Below are 16,042 nucleotides of genomic sequence, written 5' to 3' on the forward strand. Positions count from 1 at the left end.
CGGCTATTTCATGGCATAACGCTGCTCTGGAGGCAGGTAACCAGGAATACGGCTGTGATCAATCTTATCTATTTGTCCGGGTTTTAAAAATTGCTCTGCGTACTGCAAATAGACTTTTCGTTCGATAAAAATATCAAACAGATCCGGATCTATATGCTGGTTTTCTTTCATCCGGCCCATAATAGCTAAACATTCACTCAGAGGTTTGCCCTCTTTATAAGGCCGATCGGACGCCGTTAAGGCTTCAAAAATGTCTGCGATTGCCATCATACGGGCGGGTATCGACATTTGATCTTTTGTCAGCCCTTTAGGGTAGCCGGTGCCATCCATTTTTTCGTGATGCCCGCAGGCAAACTCTGGCACTCTTTGCAGATGTTTGGGGAAAGGCAAAGACTCCAGCATATCGACAGTGACATCCATATGCCGATTGATGATCTGCCTTTCCTCAGGTGTTAAGGTACCGCGGGCTATGCTCAGATTATAGATTTCGTTGTCCGACAGCAAATTCTGCGCTGTTCCTGCAATACAAATTTGGGTCTGGCGGCCAAAATCAGCCACTTTTTGCTGATCCGTCTTATCCATAAATTCACCACCAATATTGGCTTTTCGCAGGAATTCACGCCCGGCATCCAAGGCGGCTAAGCCTTCCGCCAGTTGTTGCTGTAACAAGTTCACCTGAGCCTGATCCTGCTGGTGAGACGCAAGATACAGAGGTCCGGCAAAACGCAGCTCTAAGTCCCGCCTGGCAATTTCTATTTTGGCGTCCACCAGCTCTATCCGATCAAAAATAGTCTGTAACTTACTGGCTTTATCCATCACATATTCTGGAGTGGCAATTTTACCGCAGTCGTGCAGCCAGCCTGCCACACTTAACTCATGCCGATCGGCCTCCGTCAGTTTAAAATCAGCTAAAGGTCCGCTGTTATGACTGTGCACCGCATCAGCCAGCATCATCGTCAGTTCAGGAACCCGCTTGCAGTGTCCGCCTGTATAAGGTGATTTTTCATCTATCGCTTTAGCAATCAGACGCGCGATGCCCTGAAATAACTCCTCCATATTTTCAATCAATTGTTTGTTCGTCAGTGCCACAGCCGCTAACGAAGCCAAAGAACGCACCAATTCCATCTGCTGGGCGGGGAAAGCGCTCACTTTGCCATCTACCGTGGCATTAATCAGCTGCAAGACGCCATTGAGTTCACCTTCGTGATTTTTCATCGGCACAGTCAGCACAGACTGGGTACGGTAACCCGTACGCAAGTCCATACTGCGCGCCGCACTTAAATCGTATTGCTGACAGGCATAAACGTCGGGAATATGGATCATGTCACCTTCAGCCGCAGCGATGGCCACAATAGCGTGTTGGTTTACCTGGCCCTCTTTATAAATCGGAATAGCCGGAAAAGGGATAGGCTCCCCAGAACTACCGCCCATGTACAAATTCAGCGAATTGTTGATTAAGGTCTCAAACTTCAGACTTTTGTCTGCGGTCACCGAATAAATAGTGCCACCATCAGCCTGAGTTAAGGTTTGAGCACTGGTTAAAATGCGCTCGAGCAGACGAGTTGTATTTCTCTCTACCGATAACGAAATACTGATATCGATCAGATGCTGCAATACTGAAGGTTCAGTCATTATATTTCACTACCCTTACTACTTTTCTGCATGAGTATAGACGCCATCCCAATCTGTACCAGTAGGATGACGACGGTAATAGTCTGTCCGCTCCAGATAAATACGGTATAACTGATGCGCTGAGCTTTGTTGTAACGCGCGCCACAGCGCTTCGGCTTGCTGCCAGCGCTGCTGAAAATACAGTGACAGCGCCTGCTCATGCTGCTGCCAGGCCGCAACCAAAGCTGGGTTACTCAAAAACTCAGGGCTCAGCGGCTCGTAAATCGTCACTGCTGAAGTCTTTCCTTTCACTCTGACTTTATCTACGGTGCGAAAACTCATGTTCTGGCAATGCTGTACTGTGGTTTCGCTGACTAAAAACCGTACGCCATAATACTTGGTCAGGCTTTCTAGGCGAGACCCTAAATTCACTGCATCTCCCAGCACAGTATAGGCCCGACGATATTCTGATCCCATGTCGCCGACGTTCATTTCGCCTGTGTTGACGCCAACGCCGATATCAAGGGCAGGTAAAGCCTCCTGAACAAATGTTTTGCTCAGTTCATCGGTAATTCTCAACATAGAAAACCCTGCTTTTACCGCCAGCTCAGCATGAGCTTTTACGTCCAAAGGCGCATTCCAGAACGCCATCACCATATCGCCAACGTATTTATCTATGGTGCCCTGATGTTCAAAAATAGTTTTAGTAACAGGTGAAAAGTAGCGGTTCAACAGAGATTTTAGTTCTGTTGCAGATAGCTGTTCAGACAAGGTGGTAAAGCCCCGTATATCTGCAAACAATACTGACATTTCTTTTCGTTTTCCCTCCAGACTTATACTTTCGGGATGATTCAGCATTTCATCGATATGGGCAGGAGGCACGTACTGATCAAACATAGATTTAATCCGGGCTTTTTGTTGGGACGCGCCGAAGAAACCATAGATCAAATTCAGTAAAGTTAGCCCCAGGATCAGCAGCAAACTGGAGGTCAGAGGCAAATCCAACTTCAACACATGCCAACTGTAGATATTGCCTGCCAAAGTCAGTATCACCAAACTGCCTCCGGTCAAAGCCAGACTGACAGGGCCTAACACCGGAAACAGCAGACTCATCAAAGTCCCCAGCACCACTAAAAATAAAAAAACCAAAGCTTCGGCCCAATCCGGGTGGGCATGCAACAGGTGCGGATAAATTAATCCCTCAAACACATTGGCATGCACCTCAACTCCGGGGTATTGCACGCCAACAGGTGTAGACCGCAGATCGGCATGTCCTACCGCTGAGGTACCAACAAAAACCACGGCGTCTTGGAACAGTGTTTTGTCTACAGTCCCCTGTACCGCATCGACCGCTGAGACATAAGGAAAGCTCCGTGCTGGTCCACGATAAGGGATCAAAACTCTGCCATATAAGTCGGTATTAATACGGCTGTTACCTACTGTCACTCCTACTATGCTGTTCATCTGCGACAAAACCGCTGTCTCAACCTTCAACTCTTGTGCAAGAGCATATAAACGCGCGGCCTCCAGCGCCAGAGATGGATACACCTGATCCTGATAGCGGATCAGTAATGCAGCCTGACGGATAAAACCGTCCGGATCAGGGGATGAATTAATAAAACCTGTGCCTGCACTTTGACCTTGCAATACAGCCGTATTCGCTACATAGCCGGCAAACGGGCTGACAGAACTTTGCCGGGCCGGAGAGTCCAACACGACATAAGTTTCAGGCAACTGACCCACAGCCAGTTGGTCCTGCTGAAATAAAAAACCTAATACCACATCTTTATTTTCAAGGCTGGCAGCAAACTGCTGGTCGGCATCAAGCTGCGGCGCTATCCGCTGCAACTCAGCCGCAGCTTCAGAAGATAAGTGCTGCTGACCAGACTGCAACACTTGCTGTGCCGGGTTGCGTTCTGGCTCAGAAAAAATCACATCAAAAGCCACCACTGACGCACCTGCCGCAGTTAGTTGCTCCACCATCTGCGCAAGAATTTGACGACTCCATGGCCAGCGGCCTAATTGCTTCAGACTTTTTTCATCGATATCGACGATCACCACAGGTAGCTCTGTCACTTCTCTGAACGGCAACATCAGTTTTAACCGACTGTCATACAACAAGCCGTCCAGTCGTTTTAACACAGACTGCGCGGAGTACACTGCACTGAGCTGAGCCAGCACCAGCACAGCACTGAACAGCAGGCCACAGACTATGATCCATTGATGACGCCGCCAATACCTCAGCACCAGAGCTCCACCCCTTCTTTGGCCATCACAATTTCAGGTTGCTGATGACTCAAGTCTTGCGCAAGCTGATCCAACTGCTGGTCTGTCCGAGCCGGATCATGACTGAAAATCACCAGCTTTTTCACTTTGGCGTCCTGAGCCAGAGCGACGGCCTGACTGACCAGCGAATGGCCCCACCCCAGCTTGTAAGGCATATCAGCGTCCAGATACTGGCCATCGTGGATCAGCACGTCCACCCCGGCCACGAAGTCCAGCCACTGCGCTCTGGAGGTAAATTCCTGTTGTGGAGGAAAAAGTTCATTATCCGTGACATAAGCCATAGCTTGTCCATCTGCACTGATCCGGTATGCACTGCCAGAACCAGGATGATTGAGGCAGCAGCGTTGAATAAAAAAATCGCCCAAGTGCCACTGATCCGCGTCTTGCGGAGTAATAAGGACTCGTGATGGCAGTTGCTCTGGCGCCACCGGGAAAAACTCACCGGACATTTGCCTTAAAATAGCGTCATGCTCTGCGTTTAACGTCTTGCCGGGAATAATACGAATTTGACGCCCCGGCTGATAAGCAGGTGCAAAAAAAGGAAAGCCCTGGATATGGTCCCAGTGGTTATGGCTAAGCAGGAGCACCAGCTCTTCGCGACCAGTCGCCAACTCTTGCCCCAGCAGCCTGATGCCAGTCCCGGCATCAAGAATCAACTGCTGACCACTTTGACTGGTCAGCAGTACACAAGGGGTATTGCCACCATAACCTTGTGTATCAACTCCGGGAGTCGGAATTGAGCCACGTACCCCATAGAATTTAATTTGCATAATGACCCACTAAATAGGGTTCGACTGATACAACAGGTACTGCCGTAACGTCGCACTGTAACCACCATTGCTGTAAAAACTCCAACCAAGCGTCACCTTGCTGCTGGTTAGCTCCAAAAATAAATCAGCATCGAAACTAAGACCGTTGAACTGGTAAGCCCCATAGGTTGGAGAGTCGGGTTCGAACGCTGGATCCCAGCGGCCAACCTCACTACCACTGCCGTCTAACAGTACTCGTCCGACCCAGGCATTGACACCATAACGTCCAGCCATCAGTAATCTGCCTGAGGGATCAACATGAATAGCATTGATTTCCAAATCGACAGCAAGCTGATCGCTGAAGCTGTCAAATACCTTTGGTGCCCCAAAGTTGAAAGAGGCATCTGTTGAGCCATCTTGCTCCAGTCGATACAAATAATAGGCCTGATCCCCTTCATAATTTTTCGATAGTGCAAAGACTAAATGTCGTCCAGCGTCAAAATCCATGGCATTGAGGTATTCAGAATATTTGGTCTGATCATTGCTGTTATCAACCAGATTCATCAGGCTATACCCCTGAGCAGAGTCGCCAAACGTTTCAGTGGGACTATTGGTTGCATTCATCAGCAGCCCTGCATGATTAAAGCGGGCAACGTAGAGCCTGGGATCGGCCATGAGCTTGTATTGACCTGCGATGACCAGACTATTATCCACCGGGTCCAATTTCATTTGACTGAGCCTTTCTTCAGTCTGAGCGTTGGTATCTATTTCAGTAAATAAGGTGAAGCCTGCCGCTGAAGAACCAAAGTTACCGACATCCAATGAGCCGTCTGGATTAAATTGCAACAAGGCGATATCAAAATTATCCTGATACTGACTGTACTCAGCTCCAACCACTAAATGACCATCAGCCTTGAGCTGTAAATGTAATGCCGATGATCTGTTGTAACTACCAAGGTGGTCTGGAATCAAATCCACTATGCCGCCAGCAAAGCCCTGATCGACAGAACCATATTGATCTAATCTTGCGACAAAACCAATCTGGTCATTATTTGTATCCAGACCAGCGCCTGCCACATAGAACTGATTCGAACCTGCTTCCAAAATTGTATTCACGGTCATCTGGTTCAGTTGGTCATCCGCCAGCAGTACCAGACCGTGATTACCAAAACTCTGATCCAACGCGCCACTTGAGGTAAGTCTGCCGACAAAAGCCTGCTGGTAGTAGCCATTCAAATAAGAGTAACTGTAGCCATAAAACAATGTTTTATTCACCTGACTGCCTAGCATTAACCTACGACTTCCAAGCAGAGTATCACTGCTAAAACCTGCATTAAACCAGCGTTGGCCATCCGCAGAAAATGTTGTATCGGCCACCAGCGTGGTCGGTTGATATTTACCTACCCAGTTAAAACTCACAGTTCCAACAGCACCGTAATTCGGATGGCTGAACTGTTGTAGTAACCAGAGGCTGTCACCCGTACTATGCAGATCTACGATATCGAACTGCCCTTCGGCGACGAGAGGTTGGTCTTGTATGAACTGTCCCGTCAAATCATATTGACTGACAGAAACCGGAACGTTATTTGCAGTTTCTGTGCTGGCCAACATATAAATCCCGGTTGCATCGATAGCCAGAGCTTTGTAATACAAAGGGTTACCGGCGTTGCCATTGACCTTTGTATAGCCTGAGTGGCTACCAAACGTAGGATCAAGCTCTCCGGTCTCAGTCAGTTTGAACAACAACCCATCAGGGCTTGCAGGAGCAGAAGACTCGGTAACAGTGCCAATCAGGTACAATTCATCGTTGTACAGCTCAGCGTCATAAGCAACAGAACCAGCTAACGCAAAATCATACTGTTTGTATCCGGCGCAAACCGGGGGCATAGCAGTATCACAGCCAAAGGTTGTAGTATCAGGATGAAAAGAAGACGAGAAACGAGCCACTGTAATAAAACCAGCAGACGACTGCCCCACGGCATAATAGTTATGACCAGAGTCCTGTCGTACCAGATCAAACTGTACCAAACTACTTAGCGTACTGGTCCAGCCGGTCTGGTAACCGGAATCCGCAAACTCAAATAAGAAAGCTCTGCCATCTTTACGACCAGCAACGACATAATGACCAAGATGGTTCAATACAAGGTCAGTAGCATGTACATCTGCAGTGTCACAAGGAGTGAATTCACACAGCACATAGCCCTGTAAATTACCAAAATCGTTGTCCAAAGAGCCGTCCTGATTCAGCTTGATCAGATAGAAACCTGAATCAGTGTTTTCACTATAGTTTGCCAGCACGACCAGTTCGTTGCTGCTGGTTAATACAGCAGCAACAGCCTGCTCAGTGCTGTAGACGGAAAGTATCTTACTCCTGAATACCCCTTTGTCGGCGTAAGCAGAATCGATGGAACCATCTGCATTCAATCGGGCAACGAAAATCTCCGGTCCTGAAGAGTTGACGACTGTGCCCAGTATCAGGCTACGACCGTCGCTCAGTGGAATGATCTGCGCCGGTTCGTTGTATTCACCGCTGAGCATCAGGTCCAGGATTAGATTTGAACCACTGGCAAAACCTGTGTCTGGGATAACTGTCGTTTCTTCGACCTGAGCTGCTATCACAGTGATCACCACAGTCGCAGTATCTACCAGATTGGTATCACTATTTTCGGTGACTTTGACCACCAAACTGTAAGACGCTGTACTGCCGGCATCAAGCAAGGACGAATTCACTACGGTAATAACACCGCCAGCACCTATAGCAAATACGGCGTCCTGATTGCCCGCTATGATCTCGTAACTGTAATTCCCTGGGTCGATGTCATTAAGTGTCAGTGTTAAAACCGGCTGTAAATCGGCATAGTCATCTGAAATGGTCACTGCAGCATCCTGCAAAGATGGTGGGTCATTAACAGGAGAAATATTCAACTCCACCTGAGCATCTGATGTTTCAGTGCCCTGCGTCAGACGATAAGTGAAATAGTAAGCCCCGTAAGCATGAGCAGCAGGTTGATAGGTAAAAGTACCGTCAGCATTTAAACTTAAGCTACCGGTGGGCGGAGCCTGCACCAGACTGACAGTCACCGCAGCAGCAGGGTCAAAACTATCATTTTGTAGCAAAGACTGATTGGTCTGTACGGTAAGAAGGCTGTCTTCATCCAGCATGTAAGTATCAGAAATTGCCTGCAAAGCTGGCGGCACGTAAGTCACATTCAACAGTACCGTTGCCTGAGCGCTGTAAGTGCCGTTTGAAGCCTGATAAGTAAAGCTGTCCGGACCGTAAAAGGATGGCGCTGGTGTATAGACAAAACTGCCATCCGCATTGAGTATCAACTGACCATGTGAAGGTCCTGATACCAGGCTGGCCAGTAAACTCGCCCCAGAGGCTTCAATATCATTTGCCAAGACACCCGGCATGGCGCTGAGGCTGGCCCCCTGAGGCACGTCATAGCTATCCGGCAGGGCAATCACTGGGATTGCCAAAATTTCGATTTGAATGAGCGCCTGATCGATGAAGCCATAACTGTCAGTCACTTGGACCAGCAAAGATTGGGTTGAACCTGACAGTGCAGTTAAAGCAGCGTTGTCTGCAACAGTCAGAGCCCCTGTAGCTGATAAGTTGAATAAACCAGAATTATTACCACTGACAATACTAAAAAACACCGTATCATTGGGGTCGCTGTCGGCAGCAGTCAGTTGAGCAAACTGATAGCCACTGATAGCGTTGGCAAAAACCTGATACGTGGCATCCGCCAACACCGGAGCCGTTGCCTGATAAATAATATTAATCACCACAGTCCCAGTACCGGACGCTCCCTCAGCATCGACAACTCCGAATACGAAACTGTCGGAACCTTCTGCCTGAGTGTCAGCAATATAGCTGAAGCTACCATCCTCAGCTAACTGCACTGCACCTTTTGTTGGTGCCACTACCAACTGAGGATCTAAGGTTAAACTCTGCGCTTCCACATCAAAGGCATAGGCCAGTAAACCGGGGGCTGCTACAGATAAAGTTGCATTGCTGTTGACAGAATAGGTAGCTGCTTGCACTACAGGCGGATCATTTTGGGCTAACACTGTCAACACCACTGTTGCAGCGCCGACTAAACCGGCAGGGTCTTTGATTTGATAGCTAAAGCTGTCCGTGCCGAAAAAGTCCTGATTAGGGATGTACTGAAAACTGCCGTCTGACGCCAGGATCAACTGACCATTTTGCACTGTACTGAGTAACTCAGTGATTAAACTGACGCTATCGCCATCGGGGTCTGTATCATTGGCTAAAATACCGGCGCTGGCAGTGACGGTCAGTTGTTCATCCTCCCCCAGTTGGTAACTATCAGTTTGGGCCAAAGGAGCGGCATTGGTCATTTCAATACGCAGTGAGACTTTTGCTTGCGCAACCTCACCTTGCGGATCGCTGATCTGATAAACAAAAAAATCCTCTCCGCTGAAATTTGCGATCGGAGTATAGATAAAAGCCCCGTCCGGACTAAGTTGCAGCGAGCCATGCGACGGAGCCGTCAATGCGATGCGCTCCAGTGTCAAAGTATCGCCGTCAAGATCGAAATCGTTAGCTAAAACCCCCGGAGCCGCTATGGTCAGGCTGGTATTTCTGTTCAGACTGTAACTGTCATCCAATGCGGTTGGTCTGTCATTCGTTGCTAACACCGTCAGACTGACCAGGGCTTGTGCTGTTAATCCCTGAGTATCTGTGATCTGGTAAATAAAACTGTCGCTGCCGGAGAAGTTAGCCGCAGGAGTGTAACTAAAAGAACCATCCGTATTCAGAACGACTACGCCATTTTCAGGGGAACGAACAGCCTGCGGGTCCAGGCTGAAACGGCGGGCATCAGGGTGGCTGTCGTTGCCAAGCAAAGACCCTCTGAATTCAGTGTCTTCATTTACACTAAACTGATCGGGTGAAGCAACAGGAGCTGAAAATTCAGGTGCACCAACTGGCTGGATCACATGCTGCTCTGAGTACAGGCTTTCACCCGAGGAGTCCACACCAGTGATCAGCATAAAATAACGCCTGTTATCCTGCAGGTCAGGCACAGAAAAACTGCTTTGAGTCAACGCTAAAAACTGTCTGCCACCGCTTTTGCTCAGAATATTCTCAGGGGTAATACCAGGTTGCTCCGCGATATACAGATTGTAACGGCGGGCATTGCTGTTTGCGGTCCAGTTCACCTGCAAAGCGCCTGCACTGCGGTTAGTATTCACTCCAACCACAGGTTCAGGTTGCCATTCTATATCGCGGGCATCAAATAAAATCCGGTTACCAAGCTGATCTTCCAGCCATAACTCCAGACGCAGAGAGCCTGGAGTTAAACCAAAATTACGAGGATTCACCCCTGTCAGTGTCTGGGAAAAAGCTGAACCACAATTGGTCTGACACAACACCAGAGCCTGTTCACTGCCATTAAAACCCACTAACACTCTGGCTATCCCATCAGGGTCAGCAACATTCACAGCAATAGTCAAATTACCGCTGATCCGTTCACCAGAACGCGGAAAACGGTAAGTCGCACTGCCATTTCCAACAGCAAGCTGTTGTACCTGATCTCTGCGTAAAGGCGATCCAGCCGCCAGAGGGTTATAACCAAACGCAACCATCAGCGCCATTTCTACCGGAGTTCCTCCCACTGGCGGTGAAGAAACAGGGGGCTGTTGTCCTACAGGGGTATCGGGTACAGTTTCACTGCCAGAACCACCGCCACACGCGGTCAGCAGGACGCAGAAAGTAATAGCTATCCAGCGTTGAAAATCGTGGCGAAACAGAAAGACACCCATAATATTATCCTTTGAGGCAGAGCTATTTGATCAAAAAGATCCCACCGGCTGTTGTCGTGGGGTCTGCAATCTCACTCAGCACAAACTGACCGAGGATCTGGTCAATACCATCCACAAATAAAGTATCTATCTGACCTTGCGCTCTCTCATTGCCGTGACTGGCGAAATTAATCCCCAGTTCCAGTTGATCAACATTGACCACACCATTAAAAGCAGCAAACCACTCACCACCGGCATCATTAAAAGACAACTCGCCCTGAGGCACTGTGCCATTGTCAAAATCTACCGTCATACTGACCTGAAAATCAGACACAGGCCCCTCAGTGCTTTGCACACTGAATTGTTCTAGGCGGCCATATTGATAACTGCCGGAACGGGCGGCGATCAGATCAGCAACAGGAATTGAATTGGTATTGCCCTGATAGGCTTGCTCAGAAATAAAAGATGTATCTTCAGAGCTCAGGGCTGACACTGAATTGATTGCCGCGGTAAAAGTACGGCCTGCTGTTGCATCTGAACTGCTGCCTGCGGCTGAATTCGCCGGGTTACTGGCTGGGTCTCCGGCAAAGGCCGCCGGAGGTTTTAATAAAGGCGTCACCTGACCTGCTGTGGTGATTTGTGCAAATGACGCACTTTGGCCACCGCCGAAGGTGACATTCTCTACAGTGCCATCGGCACGGGTGATCTGTAACTCAATCTGACCATCCCAGACGCCTATCAGCATAATGCCCTCTATAAAAGACAGCTGAAAGGTAGTCCCTCTGATACCAATACTTCCTACCGGAGTTTTTAGCTGATAATTGCCTGCCTCTCCTTTTATCGAGCCCGTTACCGTACGTAAACCACCTTTAACCAGCTCCATCACCACAGAGCCCTGCTCTGTGGCAGAGCCTGCATTGTATTCGGAGATCAACAGTTCGGTGTCACTTTGTAAGGCCAGTAAAGCACCGTCCAGCATTCTGAACTGCGCCTGGCTCTGTGCACCGGTACTGACCTGATCAATAGTAAAAACTGGCGCTTTGCGGCTCAGATCGCGGCTTTGCCGGGTATCTGTTGCTGTAGCCGTCACTGAACCGCGGGCCATCAGTGTCAAACCTGCATTTTGAGTCTGCTCCTGTGCTGACACAACAACACTGAACAGAACCGCCACAGGCAACGCATAAAGTTTAAACTTAGAACGCATAACTGGCTCCTAACACACATTCAGTGCGGTCATACTCATACAAAGTGACAGGGCTGGTTTTATCAGTGTAACTGCATCTGAGCTCGGTGCTAAGCGACGTTGAATACTGCCAGATCCAGGCCGCAGTGAAGGAAAACAGCGACTCATCCCGTTCCACCCTGAATAACGGATGAGGCGCTTTGTAGCGGATGTCCTGCAGTTCTGCCCTGCCCAGCACCAGATGAGTGGCATCAGCTAACCAGATACTGGTGTAACTGAAGGAGCTGACATCTCTGCTGTTGTAGTCCGCACTGGACAGACGACTGCGCTCATTGGAAATACTGATACTGGCCTGGTTTATCCAACGATTCGCTTTACGCTCCCATGAAGCCGTGATGCTGTGCAGGGTAAGATTTAATCTATCGTCTATTCTGTTGTCTGAACGGCCCGATAGCCACTGAAGCGCCAGCGAGTTCAGCGTATTCATTTGGTACTGTCCACTGATTTGCCCACCCCAGTCATGGCGATATAACTGCCCTCCCAGGCGCAAAGGTCTGCTGTAAGCCCGCGCAGTGTAGCTGTGATGCTGATAATCGGCCTGATAACCAAAGCGGCTGACCAGCGTTTCGCGGTCAAATTCTGATAACTGATTAAACTGAGTGGCCCCCAATTGCACATCCACCAGCCAGGCATAGCGCTGGTTCTGCTGCCAGCGACCATCAAAGCTGTATCCTAGCTGATGAAAGTAGTCACTGCTTGCCTTACTTTGAGGAAAAACATCGATTTCACCCAGCGACGGAATAAAAATCCGGTCCTCGGCTGTACCGCTATTGACATTGTCATCATGCCCAAAAGCGTAATTGATTTTATGCCGCTGGTAACCACTTAGCTTGTCCTGCTCGCGCTGGGCGGCACTGCGCAACGTGGCAACAGCCTCTGCCAGCGAGGTTGGAGACTGCGCCTCCAGTTGGGCAAGCTGGTATAAAGCGGCAGGATAATTTTTAGTTTTGTAATAGGCCTGAGCCAAAGTAAAACGAGCCTGCTGCCAGCCCGGTTGTTCTGCCACAACCCGCTCCAGCGCAAACACAGCCCTGTCATTCTGACCAACCTGCAAAGCTATGCGCCCGTATGCCATATCAAAATCGGCATCACCCGCCAATTCACGTTCTAACATGCTTGCCAGTTGATAAGCCTGCTGCATTTGACCAGATTGCACGAACTGAACAAACTTTGTTTTTTGCTGTTCAAGGTTCAGTGGTTCAGCCTGCACACTGCAAAACGGCAGACAGAGCAGACTTCCGATGAAAATTCGCAGTAAAACCTCTGCACGGTGTCTTACCTGTTGTCCCCCGACTTTTTTCACAGCAACCTCATGTATTGTATTCCGGCCTGACCAAGCAGCAATCGTCAGCCTGTTTATTATTCTGCTGTTAGAGAAATAGCAGGAATTGTAAAAAATGAAAGTCTTCTGCTTGTATATTACTGTGGAAAAACAAAATAAATAGTACGGATAAACATAGATTTAACTTCGGAGCTGCGCGGCCTGAAGATGACAGGTTGTCAATTCGCTGTGTCTGCTGGCGGATTGAAGTTTAAAGGTTAAAATTAAGTAAACAAACCTATCTAAGGATGGATCATGGCACTGGCTTTGGTTCACAGCAGAGCACGCTGCGGCTTGCAGGCTCCACTGGTTACTGTGGAGGTGCACTTGAGTCGTGGTCTGCCCGGATTTCAACTGGTAGGCTTACCTGAAACTTCAGTCAAAGAAGCAAAAGACAGGGTACGCAGTGCTTTGATCAATAGTGGTTTTGAGTTTCCGGATCATAAGATCACCGTCAATTTGGCACCTGCGGATCTCCCTAAAGAAGGAGGTCGGTTTGATTTAGCTATAGCCCTTGGCATCTTGCACGCCAGCGGTCAGTTACAAGCCGATTTGTCAGACTATGAGTTTTTTGGCGAATTGGCATTATCAGGAGAAATCCGCAGTATAGTTGGAGAAATTCCGCTGGCTTTGGCATGTAAACTGGCCGGGCATATCGCGGTTTTTCCACTGCACAACGCCATACAAGCACAACAAATTGCCGATATTCAGCTCTGTGGTGCAGAGCATTTACTCCAACTGCATGCATTTTTACTGCACCAGCAGGCTTTGCCTGCTATTCCGCCTATTCCTGACACTCCAACGGAGTCTTACCCGGACCTGGCCGAGGTTCGTGGTCAGGCTCAGGCGAAAAGAGCATTGGAAATAGCTGCAGCCGGCGAACATAATTTATTAATGTTTGGCCCGGCAGGGACAGGTAAGTCGATGCTGGCTCAACGATTACCCGGTATTTTACCTGAGCTGAATGACCAGGAGGCACTGGAAACCGCAGCGATTTACTCAGTTGCGGCTCAACCCCGGACCTTACAACAGTGGCATCAAAGGCCCTTTCGTCAGCCTCATCATACCTGCTCTGCTGTGGCTTTGGTTGGAGGCGGTTCTGTACCCCGTCCCGGAGAAATATCTTTAGCCCATAGCGGAATACTGTTCCTCGATGAGGTACCTGAATTTCCACGTGCTGTGCTGGAGTCACTACGTCAGCCATTGGAAACCGGCAAAGTATTTATCTCAAGAGCCGCACGACAGGCAGAATTTCCCGCCTGTTTTCAACTGGTAGTCGCGTTAAACCCAAGCCCATCCGGCCACCACAAAGATGGCCGCTCCAGCCCGGAACAAGTACGCCGTTACTTAAGCCGCCTGTCCGGCCCTTTTCTCGATCGCATTGAATTGCAAGTGGAAGTTCCACTGTTACCCAAAGGTAGCCTGAGCCAGCATCAGCAAGAAGAGTCCAGTGCCCAGGTCAAGCAAAGAGTGTTGTCTGCACGCCATATTCAGTGGCAACGACAAGGCAAAAGTAATGCACGCCTCAATCTGACAGAACTGCAGCAGTATTGTCAGTTAGCGCCAGCGGATGCCGACTTTTTTGAACACTGCCTGCACCAGCTTAAACTGTCTGCCCGCAGTTATCATAAGCTTGTCAAAGTGGCCCGGACTCTGGCCGATTTAGCCCAGCGTCCGCAGATAGAAAGAGCTGACTTACTCGAAGCGCTGAGTTATCGCTCTTTTGATCGTTTGCTGAATTATTTGCAGTCTTAACTCTTTCTGGCAAACCTGGCCTGATACAAACCCAACAACTGACTGATGGCGATCGCCAGCACGCCGGATAGCATCAATAACGAAAAAGGTAAGGCGGTTCCGCTATACAGCACAGCTAACAGGGGTCCTGCTAAGGCACCACTGCCAAATCGTAATGTTCCAATCACGGCGGTTGCTGTGCCGCTATGTTCGGGGAAACGCATCAGAATCATCGCATCGGCATTAGTGGCTATTAAGCCTAAACTAGCCATCAAAGGCGCAATACTCAGTACGGTCAGGACTAAACCCAATTCAAGCCAGTTCGCCAGACAAAGCAGCATAGCGCTGCACAGCGCCGATACCAAGCCCAGATTCAGCATACGCTGTGGACCAAAGCGGCCTACTAACCTGCTGTTACAGAAATTAGCCAGCATCAGCATACCCACATTCAACGCAAACAACAGGCTAAATAGCTGTTCATTGACTCCATAATATTCAATGTAAACAAAAGGAACAGCAGTCAGAAAGCAAAAGAAAGAGAAAGAGGCAAACATTGAAGTGGCGATTTGTGGCCGCGCCGCAACATGGCCAAATACAACACGATAACCGGAAAGAAACTCCAGCCGACGTCCTTTGACCACAGGCACCGGATCAGGCAAAAAACGCCAGGTCAGCACTGCTATCAATGCCGAATACAACGCCAAGACCAAAAAAATATCCTGCCAGTGCCCGACCCAAAGTACAGCGCTACCGATAGCGGGAGCGATCAGCGGAGCCATCATCATAATCATCGACACATAGGACATGCCTTTGGCGGTATTTTCCTGATACAAAGCCCGGATAATTCCGGGAATAACCACAGTAGCAGCGCTGCCGGCAAACGCCTGTAACGCACGTAATACCAACAGCCACTGCGCATCATGGCAAAAACCTAATGCCAGGCTGGCCAGGCAGAAAACACAAAGCCCGCCCAACGCCAGGGGACGACGACCAATAGCGTCAGCCATAGGCCCAAACAGCAGCATTCCTACCCCATAAGCGGCCAGATAAATACTCAGAGATTGTTGGATCAGTCCACTATCTGTATTCAATTCATCCGCCATGACAGGCATAGCAGGTAGATACATATCTATGGCAAGAGGGGTTATAGCGATGATACTGGCAAGCAGCGCCAGTAACGCAAAAGAAACTGTTTTACTCATTTTGGGATCCCGGCAGGAAGTGCTTAAATGATACCTGATCGTGGCGAAATTTATTCGAAGTGCCATCTCAAAAATTGCGACACAGGTCCCGAACTGTGTTAAAACCACTAAGGCACCTTAGATCTTG

The 16,042-nt window shown here is 49.1% G+C and carries 8 protein-coding genes; 1 reads left to right on the top strand and 7 read right to left on the bottom strand.

Annotated elements, in window-relative coordinates; all coding sequences use genetic code 11:
- Positions 1 to 3: 3 nt before the first annotated feature.
- The 6 genes from SD53_RS16970 to SD53_RS16995 are packed head-to-tail and all read right to left on the bottom strand — an operon-like array spanning position 4 to position 12,814.
- Complete coding sequence (locus tag SD53_RS16970) at positions 4 to 1,632, bottom strand: GAF and HD-GYP domain-containing protein (RefSeq protein WP_046521376.1); 1,629 nt, start codon at positions 1,630 to 1,632, stop codon at positions 4 to 6.
- Positions 1,633 to 1,650: 18 nt separating this feature from the next.
- The gene (locus SD53_RS16975) at positions 1,651 to 3,858 is read right to left on the bottom strand and encodes a CHASE2 domain-containing protein (RefSeq protein ID WP_241481853.1); all 2,208 of its coding nucleotides are present in this window, start codon (positions 3,856 to 3,858) and stop codon (positions 1,651 to 1,653) included.
- Positions 3,852 to 4,667, bottom strand: coding sequence for an MBL fold metallo-hydrolase (locus tag SD53_RS16980; RefSeq protein WP_046521378.1), 816 nt, complete (start codon positions 4,665 to 4,667; stop codon positions 3,852 to 3,854). Before SD53_RS16980 ends, SD53_RS16975 begins: the two co-directional genes overlap by 7 nt.
- A 9-nt stretch (positions 4,668 to 4,676) precedes the next feature.
- Positions 4,677 to 10,436 carry an Ig-like domain-containing protein gene (locus SD53_RS16985; protein WP_046521379.1) on the bottom strand — a complete coding sequence of 1,920 codons (5,760 nt, stop codon included), beginning with the start codon at positions 10,434 to 10,436 and terminating at the stop codon, positions 4,677 to 4,679.
- A 22-nt stretch (positions 10,437 to 10,458) separates the two neighbouring features.
- On the bottom strand, positions 10,459 to 11,619 hold the full coding sequence (locus tag SD53_RS16990; RefSeq protein ID WP_052749447.1) for a FecR family protein: 1,161 nt from the start codon (positions 11,617 to 11,619) through the stop codon (positions 10,459 to 10,461).
- Complete coding sequence (locus SD53_RS16995; protein WP_125060864.1) at positions 11,609 to 12,814, bottom strand: tetratricopeptide repeat protein; 1,206 nt, start codon at positions 12,812 to 12,814, stop codon at positions 11,609 to 11,611. Before SD53_RS16995 ends, SD53_RS16990 begins: the two co-directional genes overlap by 11 nt.
- Positions 12,815 to 13,234: 420 nt before the next feature.
- On the opposite strand from SD53_RS16995, the gene SD53_RS17000 reads away from it, so the two are divergent.
- Complete coding sequence (locus tag SD53_RS17000; RefSeq protein WP_046521381.1) at positions 13,235 to 14,734, top strand: YifB family Mg chelatase-like AAA ATPase; 1,500 nt, start codon at positions 13,235 to 13,237, stop codon at positions 14,732 to 14,734.
- Here SD53_RS17000 and SD53_RS17005 read toward each other — a convergent pair.
- Complete coding sequence (locus SD53_RS17005) at positions 14,731 to 15,915, bottom strand: Bcr/CflA family efflux MFS transporter (protein WP_046521382.1); 1,185 nt, start codon at positions 15,913 to 15,915, stop codon at positions 14,731 to 14,733. The genes SD53_RS17000 and SD53_RS17005 overlap by 4 nt on opposite strands.
- Positions 15,916 to 16,042: the final 127 nt, after the last annotated feature.

Origin of the sequence: Rheinheimera mesophila (assembly GCF_000986865.1) — a bacterium.
In the GTDB taxonomy this organism is placed as follows: Bacteria; Pseudomonadota; Gammaproteobacteria; order Enterobacterales; family Alteromonadaceae; genus Pararheinheimera; species Pararheinheimera mesophila.